The organism is Roseobacter phycocola (assembly GCF_042055075.2).
Lineage (GTDB): Bacteria > Pseudomonadota > Alphaproteobacteria > Rhodobacterales > Rhodobacteraceae > Roseobacter.
This window is the reverse complement of the sequence record NZ_CP194010.1, coordinates 1840288-1864705: the sequence shown is the minus strand read 5'-3', so window position 1 is coordinate 1864705 and position 24418 is coordinate 1840288. Positions and strand designations below refer to the sequence as shown.

At 60.7% G+C, this 24418-nt stretch carries 26 protein-coding genes; 24 read left to right on the top strand and 2 right to left on the bottom strand.

Annotated features, from left to right (window positions below; translation table 11 throughout):
* Positions 1–27 precede the first annotated feature (27 nt).
* The 23 genes from nuoE (at position 28) to AB4K19_RS09075 (ending at position 19994) form a co-directional block, all read left to right on the top strand.
* Positions 28–1095 carry an NADH-quinone oxidoreductase subunit NuoE gene (nuoE, locus tag AB4K19_RS09185; protein ID WP_375228094.1) on the top strand — a complete coding sequence of 356 codons (1068 nt, stop codon included), beginning with the start codon at positions 28–30 and terminating at the stop codon, positions 1093–1095.
* Positions 1096–1172: 77 nt separating this feature from the next.
* Positions 1173–1838, top strand: a complete 666-nt coding sequence (locus AB4K19_RS09180; protein WP_436399484.1) for a hypothetical protein — start codon at positions 1173–1175, stop codon at positions 1836–1838.
* Between the two features lie 48 nt (positions 1839–1886).
* Positions 1887–2135: a DUF5337 domain-containing protein gene (locus AB4K19_RS09175; protein WP_375228092.1), complete on the top strand. Its 249-nt coding sequence runs from the start codon at positions 1887–1889 to the stop codon at positions 2133–2135.
* A 13-nt stretch (positions 2136–2148) separates the two neighbouring features.
* Entirely contained in the window at positions 2149–3444 is a 1296-nt protein-coding gene (gene nuoF / locus AB4K19_RS09170) for an NADH-quinone oxidoreductase subunit NuoF (protein ID WP_375228091.1), read from the top strand.
* Positions 3445–3449: 5 nt separating this feature from the next.
* Complete coding sequence (locus AB4K19_RS09165; protein ID WP_375228090.1) at positions 3450–3854, top strand: MAPEG family protein; 405 nt, start codon at positions 3450–3452, stop codon at positions 3852–3854.
* On the top strand, positions 3854–4324 hold the full coding sequence (locus AB4K19_RS09160) for a DUF5333 family protein (RefSeq protein ID WP_375228089.1): 471 nt from the start codon (positions 3854–3856) through the stop codon (positions 4322–4324). The genes AB4K19_RS09165 and AB4K19_RS09160 overlap by 1 nt, the downstream gene beginning before the upstream one ends.
* 2 nt (positions 4325–4326) lie before the next feature.
* Complete coding sequence (locus tag AB4K19_RS09155) at positions 4327–4821, top strand: DUF3291 domain-containing protein (protein WP_436399483.1); 495 nt, start codon at positions 4327–4329, stop codon at positions 4819–4821.
* Positions 4818–5150 (top strand): hypothetical protein, encoded by a 333-nt coding sequence (locus AB4K19_RS09150; RefSeq protein ID WP_375228087.1) that lies wholly within the window; start codon positions 4818–4820, stop codon positions 5148–5150. The genes AB4K19_RS09155 and AB4K19_RS09150 overlap by 4 nt, the downstream gene beginning before the upstream one ends.
* Before the next feature lie 133 nt (positions 5151–5283).
* Positions 5284–5676 carry a DUF5333 domain-containing protein gene (locus tag AB4K19_RS09145; RefSeq protein ID WP_375228086.1) on the top strand — a complete coding sequence of 131 codons (393 nt, stop codon included), beginning with the start codon at positions 5284–5286 and terminating at the stop codon, positions 5674–5676.
* Positions 5677–5808: 132 nt separating this feature from the next.
* Positions 5809–7827 (top strand): NADH-quinone oxidoreductase subunit NuoG, encoded by a 2019-nt coding sequence (gene nuoG / locus AB4K19_RS09140; protein ID WP_375228085.1) that lies wholly within the window; start codon positions 5809–5811, stop codon positions 7825–7827.
* Positions 7824–8207 carry a hypothetical protein gene (locus tag AB4K19_RS09135; protein ID WP_436399482.1) on the top strand — a complete coding sequence of 128 codons (384 nt, stop codon included), beginning with the start codon at positions 7824–7826 and terminating at the stop codon, positions 8205–8207. Before nuoG ends, AB4K19_RS09135 begins: the two co-directional genes overlap by 4 nt.
* Positions 8208–8213: 6 nt before the next feature.
* Positions 8214–9272, top strand: coding sequence for an NADH-quinone oxidoreductase subunit NuoH (nuoH, locus tag AB4K19_RS09130; protein WP_375228083.1), 1059 nt, complete (start codon positions 8214–8216; stop codon positions 9270–9272).
* 3 nt (positions 9273–9275) lie between these two features.
* Positions 9276–9770 carry an NADH-quinone oxidoreductase subunit NuoI gene (gene nuoI / locus AB4K19_RS09125; protein WP_375228082.1) on the top strand — a complete coding sequence of 165 codons (495 nt, stop codon included), beginning with the start codon at positions 9276–9278 and terminating at the stop codon, positions 9768–9770.
* On the top strand, positions 9767–10186 hold the full coding sequence (locus tag AB4K19_RS09120) for a carboxymuconolactone decarboxylase family protein (protein WP_375228081.1): 420 nt from the start codon (positions 9767–9769) through the stop codon (positions 10184–10186). The genes nuoI and AB4K19_RS09120 overlap by 4 nt, the downstream gene beginning before the upstream one ends.
* A complete protein-coding gene (locus AB4K19_RS09115; protein ID WP_436399481.1) occupies positions 10183–10785 on the top strand; it encodes an NADH-quinone oxidoreductase subunit J in 603 nt (200 codons plus the stop codon). Before AB4K19_RS09120 ends, AB4K19_RS09115 begins: the two co-directional genes overlap by 4 nt.
* Positions 10782–11252 (top strand): hypothetical protein, encoded by a 471-nt coding sequence (locus AB4K19_RS09110; protein ID WP_436399480.1) that lies wholly within the window; start codon positions 10782–10784, stop codon positions 11250–11252. Before AB4K19_RS09115 ends, AB4K19_RS09110 begins: the two co-directional genes overlap by 4 nt.
* 92 nt (positions 11253–11344) lie before the next feature.
* On the top strand, positions 11345–11650 hold the full coding sequence (nuoK, locus tag AB4K19_RS09105) for an NADH-quinone oxidoreductase subunit NuoK (protein ID WP_039686350.1): 306 nt from the start codon (positions 11345–11347) through the stop codon (positions 11648–11650).
* Between the two features lie 4 nt (positions 11651–11654).
* Positions 11655–13724, top strand: coding sequence for an NADH-quinone oxidoreductase subunit L (gene nuoL, locus AB4K19_RS09100; protein ID WP_375228080.1), 2070 nt, complete (start codon positions 11655–11657; stop codon positions 13722–13724).
* Positions 13724–15265, top strand: coding sequence for an NADH-quinone oxidoreductase subunit M (locus AB4K19_RS09095; RefSeq protein ID WP_436399479.1), 1542 nt, complete (start codon positions 13724–13726; stop codon positions 15263–15265). The genes nuoL and AB4K19_RS09095 overlap by 1 nt, the downstream gene beginning before the upstream one ends.
* 11 nt (positions 15266–15276) lie before the next feature.
* The gene (nuoN, locus tag AB4K19_RS09090) at positions 15277–16719 is read left to right on the top strand and encodes an NADH-quinone oxidoreductase subunit NuoN (protein WP_375228079.1); all 1443 of its coding nucleotides are present in this window, start codon (positions 15277–15279) and stop codon (positions 16717–16719) included.
* A 59-nt stretch (positions 16720–16778) separates the two neighbouring features.
* Entirely contained in the window at positions 16779–17528 is a 750-nt protein-coding gene (locus AB4K19_RS09085) for a biotin--[acetyl-CoA-carboxylase] ligase (protein WP_436399478.1), read from the top strand.
* A 20-nt stretch (positions 17529–17548) separates the two neighbouring features.
* A complete protein-coding gene (locus tag AB4K19_RS09080; protein ID WP_375228078.1) occupies positions 17549–18322 on the top strand; it encodes a type III pantothenate kinase in 774 nt (257 codons plus the stop codon).
* 4 nt (positions 18323–18326) lie between these two features.
* The gene (locus tag AB4K19_RS09075) at positions 18327–19994 is read left to right on the top strand and encodes a ribonuclease J (RefSeq protein ID WP_375228077.1); all 1668 of its coding nucleotides are present in this window, start codon (positions 18327–18329) and stop codon (positions 19992–19994) included.
* A gap of 65 nt (positions 19995–20059) precedes the next feature.
* Here AB4K19_RS09075 and AB4K19_RS09070 read toward each other — a convergent pair whose 3' ends face one another.
* Together AB4K19_RS09070 and AB4K19_RS09065 are read right to left on the bottom strand one after the other, a co-directional pair.
* Positions 20060–21553 carry a DEAD/DEAH box helicase gene (locus tag AB4K19_RS09070; RefSeq protein ID WP_375228076.1) on the bottom strand — a complete coding sequence of 498 codons (1494 nt, stop codon included), beginning with the start codon at positions 21551–21553 and terminating at the stop codon, positions 20060–20062.
* A 207-nt stretch (positions 21554–21760) separates the two neighbouring features.
* Positions 21761–23368: a peptide chain release factor 3 gene (locus AB4K19_RS09065; RefSeq protein ID WP_375228075.1), complete on the bottom strand. Its 1608-nt coding sequence runs from the start codon at positions 23366–23368 to the stop codon at positions 21761–21763.
* 265 nt (positions 23369–23633) lie between these two features.
* On the opposite strand from AB4K19_RS09065, the gene AB4K19_RS09060 reads away from it, so the two are divergent.
* Positions 23634–24413, top strand: coding sequence for a VPLPA-CTERM sorting domain-containing protein (locus tag AB4K19_RS09060; protein ID WP_375228074.1), 780 nt, complete (start codon positions 23634–23636; stop codon positions 24411–24413).
* The last annotated feature ends 5 nt before the right edge of the window (positions 24414–24418 follow it).

Sequence of the window (24418 nt, the reverse complement as noted above, 5' to 3'; positions counted from 1 at the left end):
GCCACCGCAAACACACAGGTTAATCTGATGCTCCGCCGTTTACACGCTGAACAGCCCGAAAGCTTTACCTTCACGCCTGAGAACCAGGCCTGGGCGGAAGGGCAGATAACCAAATACCCCGAAGGGCGTCAGGCGTCGGCCATTATTCCGATCCTGTGGCGTGCCCAGGAACAGGAAGGCTGGCTGAGCAAGCCCGCGATCGAACATGTGGCCGATATGCTCGGGCTCAGCTACATCCGCGCACTCGAAGTGGCGACGTTCTACTTTATGTTTCAGCTGCAACCCGTTGGGAAAATTGCACATATTCAGGTTTGCGGAACCACGTCCTGCATGATCTGCGGGGCTGAAGACCTGGTTGCGGTCTGCAAGGAAAAGATCGCCCCGAACGCGCATGAACTGTCAGCGGATGGCAACTTCTCCTGGGAAGAAGTCGAATGCCTGGGCTCCTGTTCAAATGCGCCGATGGCGCAGATCGGCAAGGATTACTTCGAGGATCTGACAGCAGACCGCATGGGCGAGATCATTGATGAACTGGCCGCGGGCAAAGTGCCGGTTCCGGGTCCGCAGAACGGGCGTTATGCGGCTGAACCGCTCAAGGGCCTGACATCGCTCACAGAATACGACAGCGGCAAGACACAGTATAACGCCTCGGCTCAGCTCGCGGTGGATATCGGTGATACGGTCAAACGCATTGACGGTACCGAAGTGCCGTTGCTGATGCCCTGGCAAAAAGGTGCAAATCACAACGCGCAGCCCGTGAAAGCTGCAGCCCCTGCAAAACCCGCCAAAGCGGCAAAACCGGCGGCCACAGAGGCGACATCAAAGGCGAAACCCGAAGCGGACGTGCTGGGCGAAGAGCCCGCGAAACTGGACGGTCCGCGTGCAGGTGGGGCTGATGATCTGAAACGCATCAAGGGCGTGGGACCCAAGCTGGAAAAAATGCTCAACGGCATCGGGATTTACCATTTTGATCAGATCGCGGCATGGACACCGGAACATGTGGCCTGGGCTGACCAGAACCTTGTCGGTTTCAAGGGACGTGTCAGCCGCGACAACTGGGTGGGGCAGGCCGTGGCGCTTGCCGCTGAGGACTGAGGCGAAAATTTTCCAAAAAGCGCAAAACGCGGTAACACTGTTCCGCATCATTGAGACAAACGCGAAGAGGAAGAACGATGGACAACAATAAAGGTATGATCGGCATGGCGCTCGGCAGCTGGCTTGTTGCGGCTGCGGGCGGCGCGCTGGCGGCGGTTCTCCTCTGGGTGCTTGGTGGCTGGGGCTTCATGCAGGGCGCGTTCGTCGGGTTTGTGGTCTTTGTTGTTCTCGGAGCGCTCATCAGCTGGATCATGACGCGGCCGCTGCCCAGACCGGGCGAAGTATCGGCAAATGCCGCGGCACCGGCACCGAAACCGGCTGCTCCGGCTCCCAAGCCGGCGGCAGCAGCCCCTGCGGCCGCAACGGCTGAGCCTGCAGCCGCAGCCCCTGCGGCGGCCCCGGCCGAAGAGAAAAAGCCTGCACCGAAAAAGGCGGCTCCGAAAAAAGCGGCACCCAAAAAGGCGGCGGCTAAAAAGGAAGCACCAGCGGCTGCATCAGATGCGCGCCCGGGTGCTTTCAGCGATGCGCCGCGTGAGGGTGGTGCGGATGATCTGAAGAAAATCAGTGGCGTCGGCCCCAAGCTGGAAGAGACGCTGAACGGGCTGGGCATCTGGCACTTTGATCAGGTGGCGGCGCTGAAGAAAAAGGACATCGCCTGGGTCGACGAGCGGCTGCGCTTCAAAGGCCGGATCGAACGGGACGACTGGGTCGGACAGGCAAAGAAACTGGCAAAGGGCGAATAGCCCCCGCCTTAAAAACGCGAGAGCTGAGAACGGAAGGCAAGACCGCTCATGAGTGCGCAGGATCAGGGCAAAATGGCGCAGGAACGCGCGCTGGCCGCCAGAGGGCGGCTGGTCAGCCTTGTTATTGTCGGCACCATGGTGTTGTGGCTTCTGTCGCTCTGGCTGGCACCGAAACTGGGCCTGCCGGGGCGCTATGCGTTTCTTTTTGATTTTGCGGCACTTGCCGGGCTCTTCTGGGCTCTGGTGGTGGCGCTGCGGTTAAGACGTGTGCGCGCTGAAACGCGCGACAGCGAATAAAAGGGTAAGCGTCATGCTTCAGGATAAAGACCGGATCTTTACCAACATCTACGGGATGCACGACCGCACGCTGCGCGGCGCGCAGGCACGCGGACACTGGGACGGCACGGCCGGGATCATCAAGAAGGGCCGCGACTGGATCGTGGACCAGATGAAGGCGTCCGGTCTGCGGGGCCGGGGCGGTGCGGGGTTCCCCACCGGTCTGAAGTGGTCCTTCATGCCCAAGGAAAGTGACGGGCGGCCTGCCTATCTGGTGGTGAATGCGGACGAATCCGAGCCGGGCACCTGCAAGGACCGCGAGATCATGCGGCATGATCCGCATACGCTGGTCGAGGGGTGCCTGATTGCGTCTTTCGCGATGAACGCGCATGCCTGCTATATCTATATCCGCGGCGAATACATCCGCGAGAAGGAAGCCCTGCAGGCGGCGATTGACGAGGCCTATGACGCGGGCCTGATCGGCAAAAATGCTGCCGGTTCGGGCTGGGATTTTGATCTGTATCTGCACCACGGTGCGGGTGCCTATATCTGTGGCGAGGAAACAGCGCTTCTGGAAAGCCTGGAGGGCAAAAAGGGCATGCCGCGCATGAAGCCGCCGTTCCCGGCGGGCGCGGGGCTTTATGGTTGTCCGACCACGGTGAACAACGTCGAAAGCATCGCTGTGGTGCCTACCATCCTGCGGCGCGGACCCGAGTGGTTTTCCTCGTTCGGACGTCCGAACAACGCGGGCACCAAGCTTTTTGCGATCTCGGGTCATGTGAACAACCCCTGCGTGGTCGAAGAGGCCATGTCGATCACCTTTGAGGAGCTGATCGAGACGCACTGCGGTGGAATCCGGGGCGGCTGGGATAATCTCAAGGCGGTGATCCCGGGCGGCTCATCGGTGCCGATGATCCCGGGCAAGGACATGAAAGATGCCATCATGGACTTTGACTATCTGCGCGAGCAACGCTCCGGTCTGGGGACCGCGGCGGTGATCGTGATGGATAACTCGACGGATGTGATCAAGGCGATCTGGCGGCTGAGCAAGTTCTACAAGCATGAAAGTTGCGGGCAATGCACCCCCTGCCGTGAAGGCACCGGCTGGATGATGCGCGTGATGGACCGTCTGGTCACCGGCGAGGCGGAGCCTGAAGAGATCGACATGCTGCTCGATGTGACCAAGCAGGTCGAAGGCCACACGATCTGTGCGTTGGGGGATGCGGCAGCATGGCCCATTCAGGGCCTGATCCGCCACTTCCGCGACGAGATCGAGGACCGTATCAAGCACAAACGCACCGGCCGTGTGAGCGCGGTGGCGGCGGAGTAAGACGCGTGGATTTTGACGCATATTCCCATGCATTGGCAGCGCTGGCTCTCTGGGCCGTGCTGGTGTCCGTGCTGGGCATGGTGTCGACGCGCGGGCGCAGCCCGGAAAACCGCTGTGACTGCGGTAAGCCGAAACGCGACTATGCCAACCCTGTCTACAGGGCCGAGCGTGCCTTTATGAACGCGGTTGAGGTGTCCGGTCCATTTGTGGCCGCGACGGTGGCGGCTGTGCTGACAGGTGCTGCCCCTTTTGTGGTCAATCTGCTGGCGTCGCTCTTTATCGTGGTGCGGGTCGCGATGGCCTTTGTGCACATCCGGACAGAGAACCAGTCTGCCCGGTCGGCCTGTTTCGCGGCGGGGCTGCTGTGCATTCTTGCGCTCGCGGTGATGGCTGTGGTGGCGGCGTTTTGATGCGCGCAGGGGCATATCACGCTGCGGGCCAACTGCGCCTGATGATTGCGGCGGCTGTTCTGGCCCCGCTGGCGGCCTGTGCTGCACCGGATGCGCCGGTGGTTGAGGAGGCTCCCGCCACGCCTGAGGCGCTGGCCGAGCTGAATGAGGCCACGCTTTATTTTGCGCAGAATGCCGGGATCGCGAGCTATTACGTCACCCGCTGCGGTGGGGCAGGGGTCGGGTACCGGCTGGGCACCAGCACGGAAATGAACCTGCGGTTTTTTGATACGCTGCTGGAACGGGGATATGCGCCCGACCAGATCAATGCCGCCGCAGCACGCGTCAGCCGGGAGGATATTTCAGGTGCTGCCACGGCGCATCTGAAGGCCAGAGGCGTCGACGGGGATGATGATGCGGCGGTCTGTGCGGCAGCACTGGCGGAAATTGACGCGCGCACACCGGTTGGCAACATGATGAGGAGGGTCTGATCATGCAGGGACATCATCTTGCTGAACTGAATGTGGGTCGCCTGCTGGCCCCTGTGGATGATCCGCGGGTTGCGGAATTCATGGCCAACCTCGACCGGATCAATGGCCTGGGCAAACGCATGCCAGGGTTCGTGTGGATGATGGAAGGCTCCGGCGAGCCCGGTACGGGCAACACCGAAGCCAAGATCGACGGCGACCCGCAGTATGTGTCCAATCTGACGGTCTGGGAGACCGTCGAGCAGCTGGAAACATTTGTCTGGGGCACGATCCACAAGCAGTTTTACGAACGGCGCCAGGAATGGTTCGAGGTGCTGGGCGAGATGCACTTTGTGATGTGGTGGGTGCCCGAGGGGCATGAGCCCACGCTGGAGGAGGCGCTGGCGCGTCTGGCGCATCTGAAAGAACACGGAGACAGCGATCATGCCTTTGGCTGGTCCTGGCTGAAGGAAGCGCGGCTGTGGCAGACCAGCCGCTGTACGGAGGTTGCTGCAGAGTGACAGGCCTGAAGACATATGGCGCCGTCCTGCTGGCCGGCCTGATGCTGATGGGGTGCGGTCCGGACGAAGATACGCTCTTTTTTGACGGGCAGTTCTACCGGTCCAATGCCAAAAAGGATGGCGAGCGTCATGAATTCCGCGCAACCGCGAAACCGGTGTCGGCCTCACTGGCGGGTGCGCGTGAGGCGGCCCGGTATGAGGGCATCGCCTATTGCGTGCGGAACTATGGCAGCTCGGACATCCTCTGGGTCACTGATCCGGATGCGCCCGAAGAGGAGCTGTTGATCGATCGTGACACCCTGACACTGCGGGGGGCCTGCCCGCTGTGATGCCACGCGCCGCATATCCACACTCTGCCGGTCGTTATTGCATAACGGCGGTTTGCGCGCCCACATCCCTGAGGGGCGCCGGACGTGAGTGGTGTGCCCGGAGCACAGTGGGAGAAGCAGGATGGTGCGGCTGATGATGATTGCAGCAGTGATATGCGGGCTGAGCGCGCCGGTGAGTGCGAAACCGTCGTTGCGGGATATTCCGGTGATAGACGAGGGGCTCTTTGCGGTGGCGCTGGCAGACAGGATCCGCAGGACCTGTCCGTCGATTTCGGCGCGGTTCTTCCGGGCCTACGCCTATCTGAATGACCTGCGGAAAACGGCGGAGGCGCGGGGGTATTCCCGTGCCGAGGTTGAGGCGCATCTGGAATCCGATGCAGAGAAGGACCGTCTGCGCGCGCGGGCGGCCCGGTTGCTGGAGGCGCAGGGTCTGAGTGCTGATGCGGCAGGGTATTGTGCGCTGGGACGTCAGCAGATTGAGGCAGACACCAACGCCGGGCGTCTGCTGAGGGAAGACCGGCAGTGACCGGGGGCGGCGTCCGGTGCCGCGATGAAATGATTTCGGGGTCGGCCGTGCGCCATCCCTGCGGGCACCGGGCCCGGGAAACGAACGGAACACGCGTGTGCAGGCTGCCACGCAGATGAGAAGGCAAATGATATGAGTGACTTACGCAAAGTCATTATTGATGGGAACGAGATCGAGGTGGATGGGGCCATGACCCTGATCCAGGCCTGTGAAGAGGCCGGTATCGAGATCCCGCGGTTCTGCTATCACGAACGGCTGACCATTGCCGGGAACTGCCGGATGTGCCTTGTTGAGGTGGTGGGCGGACCGCCCAAGCCCGCAGCAAGCTGTGCGATGCAGGTGCGCGATCTGCGCCCCGGGCCCGAAGGCCAGCCGCCGGTGGTCAAGACCAACTCCCCCATGGTCAAGAAAGCGCGCGAAGGGGTGATGGAGTTCCTGCTCATCAACCACCCGCTGGACTGCCCGATCTGCGACCAGGGCGGCGAGTGCGATCTGCAGGACCAGGCGATGGCTTACGGCGTTGATTTCAGCCGGTACCGCGAGCCGAAACGCGCGACAGAGGATCTGGATCTGGGTCCGCTAGTTGAGACGCATATGACGCGCTGCATCTCCTGCACGCGCTGCGTCCGGTTCACAACCGAGGTTGCGGGCATTCACCAGATGGGCCAGACGGGCCGGGGTGAGGACGCCGAGATCACCTCGTATCTGGGCCAGACGCTGGACAGCAATCTGCAGGGGAACATCATAGATCTCTGCCCGGTTGGTGCTTTGGTTTCAAAGCCTTACGCCTTTACGGCGCGCCCCTGGGAGCTGACCAAGACCGAGAGTATCGACGTGATGGACGCGCTTGGTTCGAACATCCGCGTGGACACCAAGGGGCGTGAAGTCATGCGCTTCCTGCCGCGCAACCATGACGGCGTGAACGAGGAATGGATTTCCGACAAAACGCGCTTTGTCTGGGACGGTCTGCGCCGGCAGCGGCTGGACAAGCCCTATATCCGGGAGAACGGCAAACTGCGCCCGGCGTCCTGGCCCGAGGCGCTGGCGGCAGCGGCTGCGGCGATGGAAGGCAAATCAGTGGCCGGCGTTGTCGGTGATCTGGTCCCGGTCGAAGCGGCGTTTGCGCTGAAACAGTTCATCGAGAACAAGGGCGGCGTTGTTGAGTGCCGTACCGATGGGGCGCATCTGCCGGCGGACAACCGCTCGGCCTATGTGGGCAATGCGACCATCGAAGATATTGAAAACGCAAAGGCTTTCGCGATCATCGGGGCGAACCCGGCGGTTGAGGCGCCGGTTCTGAACGCCCGTATCCGCAAGGCCTGGACAAAGGGCGCCAATATCACCCTGATCGGTGAGGCGGTCGACCTGACCTATGAATATACCCACGCGGGCACGTCGGGTGCGGACCTGCAGAAACTCTACGATGCCGGTCCTTCCGGCGATGTGGCCATGGGTGGTGGTCTGATCATTCTGGGGCAGGCCGCGCTCCAGGGAGCGGATGGTCCCGCTGTTCTTGGCATGGCAATGCACATGGCGGAAAACACCGGGGGTAAACTGCTGGTGCTGCACACGGCGGCATCCCGCGTGGGCGCCATTGACGCCGGTGCGGTGAACGAAGGGGGCATGGCCGCCGTTTCCAAAGCGGATGTGATCTATAACCTGGGTGCCGACGAGATCGAGATCGCGGAAGGACCTTTCGTGATCTATCAGGGCAGCCACGGCGACCGCGGCGCACACCGCGCGGATATCATTCTGCCGGGGGCGGCCTACACCGAGGAGCCGGGGCTTTTCGTGAACACCGAGGGGCGTCCGCAACTGGCGCTGCGCGCGGGCTTTGCACCGGGCGAGGCCAAGGAAAACTGGGCGATCCTGCGCGCGCTTTCCGCAGAATGTGGCGCACAGCTGGCCTATGACAGCATCGCACAGCTGCGTCAGGCGCTGGTCCAAGAGGTGCCGCATCTGGCAAAAATCGACGAAGTTCCGGAAAACGAGTGGCAGCCCGTGGCAACAGGCGTGCTTTCGGACACAGATTTCGGCGTAGCGGTTGCCGATTTCTACCTGAGCAACCCGATTGCACGGGCCTCTCAGCTGATGGCGGAGCTCTCGGCCAATGCAAAGGCCCGCAAACAGGAGGCGATGGCCGCGGAATGAAGCGGATTGCTCTGATATCCCCCCTGGCTCTGGCGGCTTGTGCGCCGCCTGCGCCACAGGCAGAGGAATTCCGCCCCGGTTACAAGGGCGTGGAAACCATTCTGCTGGACAGGGATCTGGTGCAGCTGAACGTGGCGATGACGGGTGCGCGCGACAGTGCGGACGTCGAAAAATACGCGGAATGTGCCGCAGCGCAGTATACGCTGATCCGGGGATACGGATTTGCGCGACATTTGCGTACAAAAGTGACCGAAGAGGGTGGCGTGTGGGCAGCAGATGCTGTTTACACCATCTCGCCAACCCTGCCTGAAGGACTGGCTGTGATTGATGCGAAAAGCACCACAGCCGCCTGTAAGGAAACTGGAATACCGACGGTGTGAGGACCTATGGCTGCTGATTTCTTTACCACCCCCGGCGGCATCGCCGTCCTGATCCTGGCGCAGGTGCTGGCTGTCGTCGGCTTTGTCATGGTCTCGCTGCTGTTCCTCGTTTACGGCGACCGGAAAATCTGGGCGGCGGTGCAGATGCGGCGCGGACCGAACGTTGTGGGCGTTTACGGCCTGCTGCAGACGGTGGCGGATGCGCTGAAATATGTGGTCAAAGAGGTGGTCGTCCCGGCGGGCGCGGACCGGACGGTCTTTATGCTGGCGCCGATGACCTCCTTTGTTCTCGCGCTGATCGCCTGGGCGGTGATCCCGTTCAATGAAGGCTGGGTGCTGTCGGACATCAACGTGGCCATTCTGTTTGTCTTCGCGGTTTCCAGCCTTGAGGTTTACGGCGTGATCATGGGCGGCTGGGCATCCAACTCCAAATATCCCTTCCTCGGCTCGCTGCGGTCAGCGGCGCAGATGATCTCATACGAGGTGTCGCTGGGCCTGATCATCATCGGGGTGATCATCTCGACGGGGTCGATGAATTTCGGCGGCATCGTGGCGGCGCAGGAGGGCTCCATGGGGCTCCTGAACTGGTACTGGCTGCCGCATTTCCCGATGGTTTTCCTGTTCTTTATCAGCTGTCTTGCGGAAACCAACCGGCCGCCGTTTGACCTGCCGGAGGCGGAATCCGAACTGGTGGCGGGCTACCAGGTGGAATATTCCTCGACACCCTTCCTGCTCTTTATGGCGGGTGAGTACATTGCCATCTTCCTGATGTGTGCGCTGACCACGCTGCTCTTCTTTGGTGGCTGGCTGTCACCGATCCCCGGTGTGGCGGACGTGCCGCTGCTGGGCGACGGGGTGCACTGGATGGTGCTCAAGATGGCGTTCTTCTTCTTCATCTTCGCGATGGTCAAGGCGATCACGCCGCGCTACCGCTATGACCAGCTGATGCGGCTGGGCTGGAAAGTATTCCTGCCGTTCAGCCTCGTCTGGGTGGTCTTTGTATCCTTTGCCGCGAAATTCGACTGGTTCTGGGGCGCCTATGCGCGCTGGACCGTGGGAGGCTGACCTATGACACAGATCGACTACACCCGCGCCGCCAAGTATTTCCTGCTTCAGGATTTCTGGGTCGGCATGAAGCTGGGCCTGAAATACTTCTTTGCCCCCAAGGCGACGGTGAACTACCCGCATGAAAAAGGGCCGCTTTCCCCGCGTTTCCGGGGCGAGCACGCGCTGCGCCGGTATCCGAATGGCGAGGAACGCTGCATTGCCTGCAAGCTTTGCGAGGCAATCTGCCCTGCGCAGGCGATCACCATTGATGCGGAGCCCCGCGAGGATGGCAGCCGCCGCACCACGCGCTATGACATCGACATGACCAAATGCATCTACTGCGGTTTCTGCCAGGAAGCCTGCCCGGTGGATGCGATTGTCGAGGGGCCGAATTTTGAGTTCTCCACCGAGACGCGCGAAGAGCTTTATTACGACAAGCAGAAACTGCTGGACAACGGCGAGCGCTGGGAAGCAGAGATCGCCCGCAATCTGGAAATGGACGCGCCTTACAGATGAGCGATCCGAAGAACCCTTTTGAGGGGGCTAACCCCTTTGCGGCCATGATGGCCCAGGCGCAGGAAATGGCGAAGTCCTTTCCGGCGATGGAGGCGTTCACGCCCAAAGGGTTCGAGAAGATGATGGGCACGATGCCCCGCGACATGATGGAAATGATGTTCGGCAATACGCTGAACGAGGGCGGGCTGGATGCCCGGACCCGGATGCTGCTGACGCTGGCCGGGCTGACCATGCAGGGCGCACAGAATGATGTGGCGTTCCGTCAGGCCGTGCGTCATGCGCTGGAGGCCGGTGCCAGCCAGCAGCATATTGTCGAGACCATCGGTCAGATGTCGATGTTTGCAGGCCTGCCTGCGATGACCCGCGCGCTGGAACTGGCGCAGCAGGTCCTGGACGAAGAAAAGGACGAAGAATGATCGTTTTTGCCTTTTATCTCTTTGCGATCAGCGTGATTGCGGGCGGGCTTTTCACCGTGATCAGCCGCAACCCGGTGCATTCCGTGCTCTGGCTGATCCTGGCGTTTCTGTCGTCTGCGGGGCTTTTTGTGCTGCTGGGGGCGGAGTTCGTCGCGATGCTGCTGGTCATTGTCTATGTGGGCGCGGTGGCGGTTCTGTTCCTCTTTGTGGTGATGATGCTGGACGTGGATTTTGCCGAGCTCAAGGCGGAGATGGCGCGCTATATGCCGCTGGCCCTGCTGATCGGTGTTGTGATCCTGATGCAGTTCGTGATGGCTTTCGGCGCCTGGGAAAGCAACGCAGCCGCTGAAGGTCTGCGTGCGCAGGTCGCCCCCGTTGACCGGCACAATACCGAAGCTCTGGGCATGATCCTCTATGACCAGTACTTCCTGCTGTTCCAGCTTTCCGGGCTGATCCTGCTGGTGGCGATGATCGGGGCGATTGTGCTGACACTGCGCCACCGTGGCGACGTCAAGCGCCAGGACGTGGTGGCGCAGATGATGCGCGACCCGGCCGCTGCGATGGAGCTCAAGGACGTCAAACCGGGGCAGGGTCTGTGAAGCGCACCGCCGTCATCATTGCTGCACTGCTCAGTGCGGGTACGGCCCAGGCGCTGGTGCCGGGCGACTGTACCCGTGTGACGCATGTCAGCCACGGTGGTGAAGCAGATCACGTGGACCTGGGTGAGGGCCGTGTGATGTGGCGCGACTGGTGGAGCCAGGAAGGCACAGCAACCGATGTTCTGGTGATGGACTGCGGACCAGGCCAGGTGCTGCGTGCACGGACCGCCGAGGAGAACATGGGAACCCGCCTGCCGTTCGACCGGACCGAAGACGCCATGAGTGTGATCGCGCGCCATGAGACCGGTGCACGGGTTTTCGCGACGCTGGAGCGGATGGCAGACGATCTGGCGGTTTTTGCCCGTGATGTGCGGGTTGAGACAGCCACAGAGGAAACATGCGCCTGCGCAGCCTTTTATCCGGATGCGCGCGGCGACAGGACAGAATTCAGACTGGAAGGTCTGTAGAGGAATACCGCCTGCAGCCGGGCGGACCGGAGCGCAGGCTCTGGTGTAACAGGGAACCAAGCCGGGGGCACAGCACCCCGAAAGGACGTAAGATGATTGGTTTGGAACATTACCTGACAGTGGCGGCGACGCTTTTTGTCATTGGCATCTTCGGGCTCTTTCTGAACCGCAAGAATGTGATCATCCTGCTGATGAGCATCGAACTGATGCTGTTGGCGGTGAACATCAACCTTGTGGCCTTCTCCAGCTTCCTGGACGACCTGGTGGGCCAGGTCTTTACGCTCTTTGTGCTGACGGTGGCCGCCGCAGAGGCGGCGATCGGGCTGGCCATACTGGTCTGTTTCTTCCGGAACCGCGGCACGATTGCCGTGGAAGACGTCAACGTGATGAAGGGCTGAGCCAATGGAAACCATCATCCTTTTTGCTCCGCTGGTTGGCGCGATCCTCTGCGGTTTCGGCTGGAAAATCATCGGTGAGAAAGCCGCGATGTGGACTGCCACGTCACTGCTGTTTCTGTCGGCCTTCCTCAGCTGGGTTGTTTTCCTGACCTTTGACGGGGTGACCCAACAGATCCCGATCCTGCGCTTTATCGAAAGCGGTACGCTCAGCACGGACTGGGCGATCCGGCTGGACCGCCTGACGGCAATCATGCTGATCGTGATCACCACAGTCTCCAGCCTCGTGCATCTCTATTCCTTTGGCTACATGGATCATGATCCGCAGTGGAAAGAGGGCGAGAGCTACAAGCCGCGTTTCTTTGCCTATCTGTCGTTCTTCACCTTCGCGATGCTGATGCTGGTGACAGCGGACAACCTTGTGCAGATGTTCTTCGGCTGGGAAGGCGTGGGCGTTGCCTCCTACCTGCTGATCGGGTTTTACTATCGCAAACCTTCTGCCAATGCCGCCGCGATCAAGGCCTTTGTGGTCAACCGTGTGGGTGATTTCGGCTTTGCGCTGGGGATCTTTGCGCTCTTCTTCCTGACCGACAGCATCAACTTTTCGGACGTTTTTGCAGCGGCACCTGATCTGGCAGAAACACAGCTGACCTTCCTGTGGGCTGAGTGGAATGCCGCGAACCTTGTGGCCTTCCTCCTCTTTGTCGGCGCCATGGGCAAATCGGCACAGCTTATCCTGCACACCTGGCTGCCGGACGCCATGGAAGGTCCGACACCTGTCTCGGCGCTGATCCACGCGGCGACGATGGTGACAGCGGGCGTTTTCCTCGTCTGTCGTATGTCGCCGATTATGGAATTTGCACCCGAAGCTATGTCGTTTGTCACCGTGCTGGGCGCTGCGACAGCGTTTTTTGCCGCGACCGTGGGGCTGGTACAGACCGACATCAAGCGTGTGATCGCCTACTCGACCTGTTCACAGCTGGGCTATATGTTCGTGGCAGCGGGCGTTGGCGCCTACCCGGTGGCGATGTTCCACCTCTTCACCCACGCATTCTTCAAGGCGATGCTTTTCCTGGGTGCAGGCTCAGTCATTCATGCGATGCACCACGAGCAGGACATGATGAACTACGGCGGTCTGCGTAAAAAGATCCCCTATACCTTCTGGGCGATGCTGATCGGGACGCTTGCCATTACCGGTGTCGGTATTCCGCTCACCGGCTGGATCGGCTTTGCCGGCTTTGCCTCCAAGGATGCGGTGATCGAAAGCGCCTTTGCTGCCGGCAATGGATTTGCTTTCTGGTCACTGGTGATCGCGGCGCTGTTCACCAGCTTTTATTCCTGGCGGCTGATGTTCCTGACCTTCTGGGGTAAGCCGCGCGGCGACAAGCACACGCATGAACATGCGCATGAAAGCCCGATGGTGATGCTGATCCCGCTGGGCGTTCTGGCGATGGGGTCCATCTTTGCCGGTGCGATCTGGTATTCGAGCTTCTTCGGGAAGCAGAACGAGATCATCAAGTTCTTTGGTGGCCACTATGAGGCGCCTGCCGAGGAACTGAAAAAAGCCGTGGCAGAGCGCAGCCCGAAAGCATCTGAGCTGAAATACGTGATGGCGGATGCGCCCGGTGAAGCGGGCATCTATATCGCGCCCGAAAACACCGTGCTGCATGAGGCGCATTATGTGCCCACATGGGTGAAGCTCTCGCCGTTCATCTCGATGGTGCTGGGTTTTGTCGTGGCGTACTGGTTCTACATCGCCAACCCGAGCCTGCCAGGACGGCTGGCGGAAAACCAGCGTCCGCTCTACCTGTTCCTCAAGAACAAATGGTATTTTGACGAGCTCTATGACGTTATCTTTGTCGGGCCCGCCAAATGGATCGGCAGTTTCTTCTGGAAGCGCGGCGACGGCAATGTCATCGACGGCAGCCTGAACGGTGTGGCGATGGGGATCATCCCCTTCTTCACCCGTCTCGCAGGCCGCGCGCAGTCCGGCTACATCTTTACCTATGCATTCGCCATGGTCGTCGGCATTGCGGTGCTGGTCACATGGATGACGCTCAGCGGGGGAGTTGAGTGATGGATAACCTTCTGTCTATGGTCACCTTCATTCCTGCGCTGGGTGCGCTCATCATGGCGGTCTGGCTGCGCGGGGACGATGAATATGCCAACCGCAATGCGCGGTGGCTGGCGATGGCGGCAACGGTCGCGACCTTCCTTGTGTCGCTCTTCATTCTGGCGCAGTTCGACCCGAACGATACCGGCTTCCAGTTTGTCGAAGAGCGCGACTGGCTGCTGGGGCTGCAGTACAAGATGGGCGTCGACGGGATCAGCGTTCTTTTCGTGATGCTGACGACCTTCATGATGCCGCTGGTGATTGCGGCGTCCTGGAATGTGACCACGCGCGTCAAGGAATACATGATCGCCTTCCTGCTGCTGGAAACACTTATGCTCGGCGTCTTCATGGCGCTGGATCTGGTGCTCTTCTATCTCTTCTTTGAGGCGGGTCTCATTCCGATGTTCCTGATCATCGGCATCTGGGGCGGGGCGAACCGCATCTACGCGAGCTTCAAGTTCTTCCTTTATACCTTCCTCGGCTCCGTGCTGATGCTGGTGGCGATGGTCGGTATGTTCGCGGATGCGGGCACCACAGACATTGAGGTATTGCTGAACCACGAATTTGCCTTCGAGACCTTCTCGGTGCTGGGAATTCAGGTGATCGGTGGTCTGCAGACCCTGCTGTTCCTCGCGTTCTTTGCGAGCTTTGCGGTCAAGATGCCGATGTGGCCGGTGCACACCTGGCTGCCGGATGCACACGTTCAGGCGCCGACGGCCGGTTCCGTTGTTCTGGCGGCCATTCTGCTTAAAATGGGCGGCTACGGTTTCATCCGGTTCTCGCTCCCGATGTTCCCTGTGGGCGCAGAGGTGCTGACCCCGCTGGTGCTGTGGATGTCGGCTATTGCGATTGTCTATACGTCGCTGGTGGCGCTGGTACAGGAAGACATGAAGAAGCTCATCGCTTATTCATCCGTCGCGCATATGGGCTTTGTGACCATGGGTATTTTCGCCGCAAACCAGCAGGGGCTGGATGGCGCGATTTTCCAGATGATCAGCCACGGCTTTATTTCGGGCGCGCTCTTCCTGTGCGTGGGCGTGATCTATGACCGGATGCACACCCGCGATATCGACGCCTATGGCGGGCTGGTGAACCGGATGCCGGCCTATGCGCTGATCTTCATGCTCTTTACGATGGCTAATGTGGGGCTGCCGGGCACCTCCGGTTTTGTGGGTGAATTCCTGACGCTGATGGCGGTCTTCCAGGTCAACACATGGGTGGCCGTGGTGGCGACCACAGGAGTGATCTTCTCGGCGGCCTATGCGCTGTGGCTTTACCGCCGGGTGGTCATGGGCGATCTGATCAAAGAGAGCCTGCGGTCGATTACGGATATGACGCCGCGCGAGCGCTGGATCTTTGCGCCGCTGGTGGTGATGACGCTGCTGCTGGGGGTTTACCCGGGGCTGGTGCTCGATATTACCGGGCCTGCTGTGGCCAACCTGGTTTCAAACTATGATACGGCGCTGGCCGCGGCAGAGGCCGCCTCCCAGCTCGCGTCGAACTGAAGGGTGAAGCAATGACTTCTGCTGATCTGACACTGGTCCTGCCCGAGATACTGCTCTCCGTCTATGCGATGGTGATGCTTCTGGTGGCGGTCTACACCTCAAAGGACGGGCTGGCATCGACACTGGTCTGGATGACGGCGGGTGTGATGATTGCCCTGGCCGCGTGGATCGGCATCAACGGGGAAGGTGCAAAATCCGCCTTCAACGGCATGCTCATGATCGACGGGTTTGCGCGTTTTGCCAAAGTCACGATCCTGCTGTCGGCAGCGGCCGTGCTGGTAATGTCCGAAGGCTACATGAAGTCGCGCGACCTGCTGCGTTTTGAATATCCGCTGCTGGTGGCGCTGAGCGCTGTGGGCATGATGGTCATGGTGTCGGCCAATGATCTGATGGCGCTTTACATGGGGCTCGAGCTGCAGTCGCTGGCGCTCTATGTCGTGGCCTCGCTGCGGCGTGAAAGCGTGAAGTCCACCGAAGCGGGCCTGAAGTATTTCGTGCTGGGCGCGCTCAGCTCCGGCCTGCTGCTGTATGGTGCGTCGCTGGTCTATGGCTATGCTGGCACAACGCTCTTTTCCGGCATCATCCAGACCGCTCAGGCGGGCGAGGTATCCTTGGGGCTGCTCTTTGGCCTCGTGTTCCTGATGGCGGGCATGGCGTTCAAAGTTTCCGCCGTGCCGTTCCATATGTGGACGCCGGACGTTTATGAAGGCTCACCGACGCCGGTCACTGCCTTCTTCGCCACAGCACCCAAGGTTGCAGCGATGGCGCTCTTTGCGCGTGTTCTGCACGATGCGTTCGGCAATGCGGTCAACGACTGGAGCCAGATCGTGGCGCTGCTGTCGGTGCTGTCGATGTTCCTCGGAGCCGTGGCGGCGATCGGGCAGACCAACATCAAACGCCTGATGGCGTTTTCGTCCATTGCCCATATGGGCTATGCGCTGATGGGGCTCGCAGCGGGGACTGTGCTGGGTGTCCAAGCGATGCTGATCTATATGGCGATCTACGTCACTATGAATGTCGGCACCTTTGCGTTCATTCTGATGATGCAGAAAGACGGCCAGCCCGTCACGGATATCTCGGCGCTGAACATGTATGCAAAGCGCGAACCGGGTAAGGCGCTGGCCATGCTGATCCTGCTGTTCAGCCTCGCTGGCGTGCCGCCGATGCTGGGGTTCTTTGGCAAGTTTTATGTTCTGCGCGCGGCCTATGAGGCTGATCTTGCCTGGCTTGCCATTGCGGGCGTTGTGGCCTCGGTGATCGGTGCCTTTTATTATCTGCGGATCGTTTTCTTTATGTATTTCGGGGACGACAGCGAAGAGGGCCTCGACAAGGGCGGTGCTCCCATTCTGGCGGGTCTGTTGCTGGCGTCAGCGGCCATCATGGTGCTGGGTATTGCCAATATGTTCGGTGTTGAATCTGCAGCGGCAGCGGCAGCGGCGACGCTTGTGAACTGACCGGGGGCGCGCGTGGCTGACCGGCCCTCCGGGGGGGATATTTCCTGCCAGAAGAAGTCGTGAACCGCTGGCCTGCCGGATATGGCCGGGTGATCCTGTCGGAGACGGGATCGACACTTGATGCGGCGCGGCAGCTGGCCAGAGAGCAGCCCGCACCGTTCTGGGTTCTTGCGCATCATCAGACTGCGGCCCGTGGCCGGCGGGGCAGGCCCTGGGCGATGCCCCCCGGGAATTTTGCGGCCACGCTTGTGCTGCAGACGCAAGAACCGCCGGGCGTGGCGGCTCTGCGGTCTTTTGTGATGTCACTGGCGCTCTTTGAGGCCTTTACGGCGGTGACCGGTCGGGGGGATTTCTTTCAGCTGAAATGGCCGAATGATGTGTTGCTGCAGGGCGGCAAGGTGGCCGGCATTCTGCTGGAGAGCAGCGGACAGGGCACGCAGCAGAGCGGGTTGTGTATCGGCGTTGGTGTCAATCTGGCGGCAGCTCCTGCGCCCGGCGATGTGGAAGCTGGTGCGGTGACACCTGTGGCGCTTTCGGAGGTGACGGGAACCGTCATCGGAGCGGAAGATTTCCTGTGCCATCTGGCAGAGGCTTACGCGGTGCTGGAGGCGCAGTTCCGTCAGTTCGGCTTCGCGCCCATCCGTGCCGCCTGGCTGGTCCACGCAGCGCGTCTGGGAGAGGTCATCACCGCGCGGACCGGGCGGGAGAGCCTGACCGGTACCTTTGAGGATGTGGACGCGGAGGGTCACCTGATGCTACGCACGCACACAGGATTGCGCCGGATTGCGGCGGCGGAAGTATTTTTCTGAAACAGACGGGGGACCGCACCATGCTTCTGGCGGTTGATTGCGGGAACACCAACACAGTCTTTGCGATCTGGGACGGAGAGGAATTTCTGGCGTCCTGGCGCACCTCGACCGAGTGGCAGCGCACGGCGGATCAGTACTACGTCTGGCTCAGCACGCTGATGCGGCTGCAGAACCTGGATGTGCAGATCACCGATATGATTGTGTCGTCGACGGTGCCGAGGGTTGTGTTCAACCTGCGGGTTCTGGCGGACCGGTATTTCAACACGAGGCCGCTGGTGGTGGGCAAACCGGATTGCCTGCTGCCTGTGGATGTACGGGTGGATGAGGGTACGGCCGTGGGGCCGGACCGGCTGGTCAATACCGTGGCCGGGCACAACCTTTATGGTGGCGACCTGATCATGGTCGATTTCGGCACGGCGACCACCTTCGATGTGGTCGACACCGATGGTGCCTATATCGGCGGGGTGATCTCGCCGGGGGTCAACCTGAGCCTGGAGGCCCTGCACCAGGCGGCCGCGGCTCTTCCGCATGTTGACATATCGCGACCACAGGCGGTGATAGGTACAAACACAGTGGCCTGCATGCAGTCAGGCGTTTTCTGGGGTTACATCGGTCTGGTGCGTGAGATATGTGCCCGGATCAAGGCGGAACGCGCCCGCGAGATGCGCGTGATATCAACGGGTGGGCTGGCACCCCTTTTCCAGCAGTCCGAAGCGCTGTTTGACGCTTTTGAGGACGATCTGACCATTCACGGGCTGACCGTGATACATCAATACAACAAGGATAACGCTTAATTTTATGAGCAAAGAACGACTTATTTATCTGCCCCTCGGCGGGGCGGGCGAAATTGGCATGAACGCCTATGTTTACGGCTATGGGGAGCCTGGCAAAGAGCGGCTGATCGTGGTGGACCTTGGCGTCGCCTTTCCCGACATGGACAGCAGCCCCGGTGTGGATCTGATCCTGCCGGACATCTCCTGGCTGGCGGAACGGCGCCATCAGATCGAGGCGGTGTTCATCACCCATGCGCATGAGGATCACGTTGGCGCTGTGGCACATACATGGACCCAGCTGCAGGCACCGGTTTACGCCCGCGCCTTTACGGCGAACATCGCGCGGCGCAAAATGACGGAGCACGGGCACCCCGAAGACTCTGTGCGCACCGTATCCCCCTGGCCTGAGGTGATCAGTGCGGGACCGTTCAAAGTCAGTTTCCTGCCGATCTCGCATTCCATCCCGGAAAGCTCTTCCATGGTGATTGATACGCCCGAAGGCCGTGTGATCCACTCGGGTGATTTCAAGCTGGATGAGACGCCTTTGGTGGGCGAACCTTTCGACCCGGATCTCTGGGCAGAGGTCAGCAAGGATGGCGTCAAAGCGCTGATCGTGGACAGCACCAATGTGTTTTCACCCAACCCGGGGCGGTCTGAGGCCTCGGTTGGCCCTGAGATCACCAAGCTGGTGCAATCAGCCAGAGGCATGGTTGTGGCGACGACCTTTGCCTCGAACGTGGCGCGGGTCAAAACACTGGCGGATGCCGGCGAGCGGGCAGGGCGCTCTATCGTTCTGATGGGACGGGCGATGCGCCGGATGATCGAGGCTGCTATCGAGACAGGCGTTCTTTCGGACTTCCCCAAAGTGGTCAGCCCGGAGGATGCGCAGAGCATTCCGCGCGAAAATCTGATGCTGCTGGTCACCGGCAGCCAAGGGGAACGCCGCGCGGCCTCGGCTCAGCTGGCGCGCGGCAAGTATCAGGGCATGACGATGCAGGAGGGGGATCTGTTTCTGTTCTCCTCTAAAACCATTCCGGGCAATGAAAAGGGTGTGATCCGCATTATCAACCAGTTCTCGGAACAGGGCGTGGATGTGGTGGACGACAGCACGGGGCTTTACCATGTTTCGGGCCACGCGAACCGGCCCGACCTCGAAAAACTGTCCGCCATCGTCAAGCCGCAGGTGCTGATCCCGATGCACGGCGAACACCGCCATCTGCGCGAGCACGTGAAGATCGCCAACAGCAAGGGCATGACCGGTGTGCTGGCCGTCAATGGCATGATGATCGATCTGTCAGGCAACCAGCCCACGGTCGCGGAATATGTTGAAACGGGGCGCACCTATCTGGATGGATCTGTGCAGATCGGCGCGCTGGATGGTGTGGTGCGGGACCGTATCCGCATGGCGCTGAATGGTCATGTGCTGGTGACTCTGATCATGGACGACGGGGACGAGCCGCTTGGCGAGCCCTGGTGCGAGGTCATGGGGCTGCCGGAGACCGGGCGCAGCCGAGCGGCGCTGGTGGATGTGCTGGAGGAAGATCTCAGCCAGTGGATCGGCAGGGCTGGCAAAAAGACCTGGCGCGACGATGACAAGCTGAACGAGGGGCTGCGCCGTGTGGTGCGCAATTCCGCTCAGGAAGAGGTTGGCAAGAAGCCCGAAGTCACTGTGGTTGTCAGTCGTCTGAGCTGACACCCGGCGCAAAAAAAGCCCCCTGCGGATGTGCAGGGGGCTTTTTGTTTTTGGGGTTCCGGCGCTCAGCGGCGCTCTTTGAAACTCAGTCCGATGAATTCCGGGGTGTGATCGCCGAGACCGACCACGGTGTTGCCGCCGCGATCATCACCGTCATTTCCACGGCGTCCGCGGCCACGTCCACCACGGCTGCGTTTGCGCGGCTCTTCGGTGTCCCGTTTGGTGTCATTATCCGCTTTTGCCTCAGCGGGTGCTTTTTCCGTCCCGGACACGGTTTCAGCGGGCGCGGTGTCCGCCGCAGGTGTTTCCGCCTCGTCTTTGTCCTTGCGCCGGCTGCGCGATCTGCTGCGCTTTGGCTTTTCGTCTGACTTTTCAGCCTTCTCCGACGGTTCCTCGGCAGGTTTGCCGCCACCCAGCGGGTTGTCGAGACGCGGTATCTCGCGCTGCACCAGGTTTTCAATGTCGGTGAGGTTCTTTTCGTCACGCGGCACGCAGATCATGATGGCTTTACCATCGCGTCCGGCACGACCCGTCCGGCCAATGCGGTGCACATAGTCTTCGGCATGGCCCGGCACGTCAAAATTGAACACGTGGCTGACCGATGGAACATCAAGACCGCGGGCGGCCACGTCAGAGGCCACAAGGAACCGCAGTGTGCCGTCCCGGAAGCCGTCAAGCGTTTTGGTCCGCTGGCTCTGGTCCAGGTCGCCGTGGATCGGTGCGGCGTCATATTTGTATTTTTTCAGTGACTTGGCGACGATATCCACATCCGTTTTCCGGTTGCAGAAGATGATCGCATTGGTGCACTTTTCGCCCTCGGCATCGATCAGCGCACGCAGCACTCTGCGCTTTTCGGTCCCTTCGCGGTCCCGCCGGGACGCTTTGAACATCAGAACGCCCTGTTCAATGGTCTCGCTGGTGGTGGCCTGGCGGGCAACTTCGATCCGCTCAGGCGCAGAAAGGAAGGTGTTGGTGATCCGCTCGATCTCCGGCGCCATGGTGGCCGAAAAGAACAGGGTCTGGCGGGTGAAGGGCGTCAGGCTGAAGATGCGTTCGATGTCCGGGATAAAGCCCATGTCGAGCATCCGGTCTGCCTCGTCCACCACCATGATCTGCACACCCGTCAGCAGCAGTTTGCCGCGTTCAAAGTGGTCCAGCAGACGGCCGGGCGTGGCAATCAGCACGTCCACACCCTTGTCGATGAGCTTGTCCTGTTCCTTGAAGGATACGCCACCAATGAGCAGCGCTTTGGTCAGCTTCAGGTGTTTGGTGTAGGTGTCAAAGTTCTCGGCCACCTGGGCTGCGAGCTCCCGCGTGGGGCAGAGCACCAGACTGCGGGGCATGCGCGCGCGGGCGCGGCCACGGGCCAGCAGGGTGATCATCGGCAGGGTAAAACTCGCCGTTTTGCCGGTGCCGGTCTGTGCAATGCCCAGAACGTCCTTACCTTCCAGCGCTGGCGGAATGGCACCAGCCTGGATCGGTGTGGGGGATTCATATCCCGCCTCGTCAATGGCTTTCAGGACTTTGGGGTTCAGATTCAGGTCAGTAAATTTTGTCATATGTGTCCGATGTTTGCGGACACATCCTGGCCCGCTGCAGCATACATGCCAGCCCGAATGGCCGAAGGTGCGGCCGGTGCCGCGACATGCTGCGCGTCCATAACAAGTGTTGCCTTCCGGGTCAAACAGGATGGCCCTTGCCGGTGTTGCGCGGGGAAAATGCCCGGCGACTGTGTCTTTGTGGCCGGTCGGGGCGCGCAGGTCTGTTCAGACCATCATTTCCTTGGTCGCCGTCAGACGCACATCGGGGTAGTCCCGCTCGACGCGGTCGATGTCCCACTGCAAACGTGTCAGGTAGACGACGTCGCCATCATGATCATGGGCGATGTGCTGTTTGTTTTTATCGGCAAACGCATCGACCGCCTGTTTGTCGCCGTTGACCCAGCGGGCGGAGGTGAACTGTGACCCCTCGAAACGCACCGGCAACCCGTATTCCAGTTCGATCCGGCTCGCCAGCACCTCAAACTGCAGCTGTCCGACGACGCCGACGATGAAACCTGAGCCGATAGAGGGCTTGAAGACTTTCGCCGCACCTTCCTCAGCGAACTGCATCAGCGCTTTTTCCAGGTGTTTGGCTTTCATCGGATCGCCCGCGCGCACGCCCTGAAGGAGTTCCGGCGCAAAGGACGGAATACCGGTCACACGGATCGCCTCGCCCTCGGTCAGGGTGTCGCCGATACGCAGCTGTCCGTGGTTCGGGATGCCGATGATATCGCCGGCCCAGGCCTCTTCGGCCAGTTCGCGGTCGGACGCCAGAAACATCACCGGGTTGGTGATGGCCATGGGTTTTTTGCTGCGCACGTGGGTCAGTTTCATGCCGCGGCTGAAATGCCCGGAGGCCAGCCGCACAAAAGCAACCCTGTCGCGGTGTTTGGGGTCCATATTCGCCTGCACTTTGAAAACAAAGCCGGCAACCTTGGGTTCTTCGGGCAGAATCTGGCGGGGCTCTGCCGACTGGATCTGCGGCTGCGGGCCATAGTTGGCGATGCCGTCCATCAGTTCCTTGACCCCGAAAGAGTTGATCGCCGAACCAAACCAGATCGGTGTAAGCGACCCTTCATGCATCGCTTCCATATCGAGCGGTGGCAGCAGTTCGCGCGCCATCTCCAGATCTTCGCGCAGTTTTTCAAGCAAATCCGCGGGCACGTGTTCCGTCAGAGCAGGATCATCCAGCCCGTTGATTTCGATGGATTCTGCCACCCGGTTCCGGTCTGCCCGATCCATCAGTTCCAGACGGTCCCGCAGGATGTCATAACACCCGATGAAATCGCGGCCGACACCGATAGGCCAGCTTGCCGGGGTGACATCAATTGCCAGATTTTCCTGAATTTCATCAATAATTTCAAAAACGTCCCGGCTTTCCCGGTCCATCTTGTTACAGAAGGTCAGGATCGGCAGGTCCCGCATCCGGCAGACTTCAAAAAGCTTCTGCGTCTGGCTTTCAACGCCCTTTGCCCCGTCAATCACCATGACAGCAGCATCCACAGCGGTGAGCGTGCGGTACGTGTCTTCGGAGAAGTCAGAGTGGCCGGGTGTGTCCACCAGATTAAACCGGAACTCGCGGAAATCGAACGACATGGCGGAGGCCGAAACCGAGATCCCGCGGTCTTTTTCCATCGCCATAAAGTCAGAGCGCGTTCGCCGCGCTTCGCCTTTGGCGCGGACCTGGCCCGCCATCTGGATCGCGCCCCCGAAGAGAAGGAATTTCTCGGTCAGGGTCGTCTTGCCCGCGTCCGGGTGCGAGATGATCGCAAAGGTGCGTCGGCGCGCGATTTCGGGCGGCAGGTCAGGGCGGTTTCGGGCGTTATCCAGCATGGGCTGCGTATAGGTTAAGCCCCCGGGTGCTGCAAGCATGTGCTTGGGGCATCAGCTGATTCCACCGTCGGCCGTTTCCCGGCGCCGTCCGGGGGCATCTGTTGCCCGACCGTGGACAATCCCTGAGCAGCCGCCGCACTGATCAGCAGGAGCCGACGTTCGCGGCAAATAATGGCAGAATCGGGGCAGAGTGTGGCTTTACCGTGGCGGCAGCCGCGTGCTAACTGAGCACGTGTTTTACTGAGTTTGTATGGGTTAAAGTACGATGAAAAATATTCTGGCGCTCGTCGCAGCGGCTTCTATCTCGGCGATGTCTGCTCAGGCAGCCACGCTCACAACAATCGATATTGAATACTTTGGCTCGACCGGCGACGGCGATCTGAACCTGGCGGGGGCCCGTGCGGCCCAGGCTGCGTTTGCCGGGGAAAACATCATCGGTGGCGACGATTTTGAACGGTTCACAGCCTGCCCGGCGGATAATTGCACGGCGACCAATTTCACCGGCGACTTTGCTGCCTATGAGCATCTTGGTACAGGTGCCGGCGGCAGCTCCGTTGTTGGGCCGAAAGATCAGGCCGTGATCCGGGACCGTTCGCAGTATGGCCGTTTCAATACAACCGCCGGCGGCAGCCAGTACCTGGACAGCAACGACAACAGAGGCATCCGCATCAACACCGGTGCGGTTTCAGATCTGTTGTTTGACCGGATCAGTTTTCTGCTGATGGACGCCGACGATGTGGGCAGCCTTGAATTCAACATTGCCGTTGGCGGCGAAGTTGAAGGCGACACCCTGATCGTGCCTGATATCGGCGGCGCACCGACGGGCGGGCCGAACGGCAGCCTGTATCTCGTGACGTTGCTCTTCAGCGACCGCGTCTCTGACGTGACCGTCGATCTGTTCAATGATGCTGCAGAACGTGACGGTTTTGGCATCGATGATGTCGTCGGGTCGGTCAGCGCCGTACCACTGCCCGCCGCGGGCTGGATGCTGATGGCAGCTTTCGGGGGTCTTGCCGCCATGAAGCGTCGGCGCAAGGCAGCCTGATCACA

Excerpts from the sequence above, each read along its gene's own strand:
- nuoE (WP_375228094.1), top strand. The coding sequence starts at position 28 with ATGCTCCGCCGTTTACACGCTGAACAGCCCGAAAGCTTTACCTTCACG.
- AB4K19_RS09180 (WP_436399484.1), top strand. The coding sequence starts at position 1,173 with ATGGACAACAATAAAGGTATGATCGGCATGGCGCTCGGCAGCTGGCTT.
- AB4K19_RS09175 (WP_375228092.1), top strand. The coding sequence starts at position 1,887 with ATGAGTGCGCAGGATCAGGGCAAAATGGCGCAGGAACGCGCGCTGGCC.
- nuoF (WP_375228091.1), top strand. The coding sequence starts at position 2,149 with ATGCTTCAGGATAAAGACCGGATCTTTACCAACATCTACGGGATGCAC.
- AB4K19_RS09160 (WP_375228089.1), top strand. The coding sequence starts at position 3,854 with ATGCGCGCAGGGGCATATCACGCTGCGGGCCAACTGCGCCTGATGATT.
- AB4K19_RS09155 (WP_436399483.1), top strand. The coding sequence starts at position 4,327 with ATGCAGGGACATCATCTTGCTGAACTGAATGTGGGTCGCCTGCTGGCC.
- AB4K19_RS09145 (WP_375228086.1), top strand. The coding sequence starts at position 5,284 with ATGATGATTGCAGCAGTGATATGCGGGCTGAGCGCGCCGGTGAGTGCG.
- nuoG (WP_375228085.1), top strand. The coding sequence starts at position 5,809 with ATGAGTGACTTACGCAAAGTCATTATTGATGGGAACGAGATCGAGGTG.
- AB4K19_RS09135 (WP_436399482.1), top strand. The coding sequence starts at position 7,824 with ATGAAGCGGATTGCTCTGATATCCCCCCTGGCTCTGGCGGCTTGTGCG.
- nuoH (WP_375228083.1), top strand. The coding sequence starts at position 8,214 with ATGGCTGCTGATTTCTTTACCACCCCCGGCGGCATCGCCGTCCTGATC.
- nuoI (WP_375228082.1), top strand. The coding sequence starts at position 9,276 with ATGACACAGATCGACTACACCCGCGCCGCCAAGTATTTCCTGCTTCAG.
- AB4K19_RS09120 (WP_375228081.1), top strand. The coding sequence starts at position 9,767 with ATGAGCGATCCGAAGAACCCTTTTGAGGGGGCTAACCCCTTTGCGGCC.
- AB4K19_RS09115 (WP_436399481.1), top strand. The coding sequence starts at position 10,183 with ATGATCGTTTTTGCCTTTTATCTCTTTGCGATCAGCGTGATTGCGGGC.
- nuoK (WP_039686350.1), top strand. The coding sequence starts at position 11,345 with ATGATTGGTTTGGAACATTACCTGACAGTGGCGGCGACGCTTTTTGTC.
- nuoL (WP_375228080.1), top strand. The coding sequence starts at position 11,655 with ATGGAAACCATCATCCTTTTTGCTCCGCTGGTTGGCGCGATCCTCTGC.
- AB4K19_RS09095 (WP_436399479.1), top strand. The coding sequence starts at position 13,724 with ATGGATAACCTTCTGTCTATGGTCACCTTCATTCCTGCGCTGGGTGCG.
- nuoN (WP_375228079.1), top strand. The coding sequence starts at position 15,277 with ATGACTTCTGCTGATCTGACACTGGTCCTGCCCGAGATACTGCTCTCC.
- AB4K19_RS09080 (WP_375228078.1), top strand. The coding sequence starts at position 17,549 with ATGCTTCTGGCGGTTGATTGCGGGAACACCAACACAGTCTTTGCGATC.
- AB4K19_RS09075 (WP_375228077.1), top strand. The coding sequence starts at position 18,327 with ATGAGCAAAGAACGACTTATTTATCTGCCCCTCGGCGGGGCGGGCGAA.
- AB4K19_RS09070 (WP_375228076.1), bottom strand. The coding sequence starts at position 21,553 with ATGACAAAATTTACTGACCTGAATCTGAACCCCAAAGTCCTGAAAGCC.
- AB4K19_RS09065 (WP_375228075.1), bottom strand. The coding sequence starts at position 23,368 with ATGCTGGATAACGCCCGAAACCGCCCTGACCTGCCGCCCGAAATCGCG.
- AB4K19_RS09060 (WP_375228074.1), top strand. The coding sequence starts at position 23,634 with ATGAAAAATATTCTGGCGCTCGTCGCAGCGGCTTCTATCTCGGCGATG.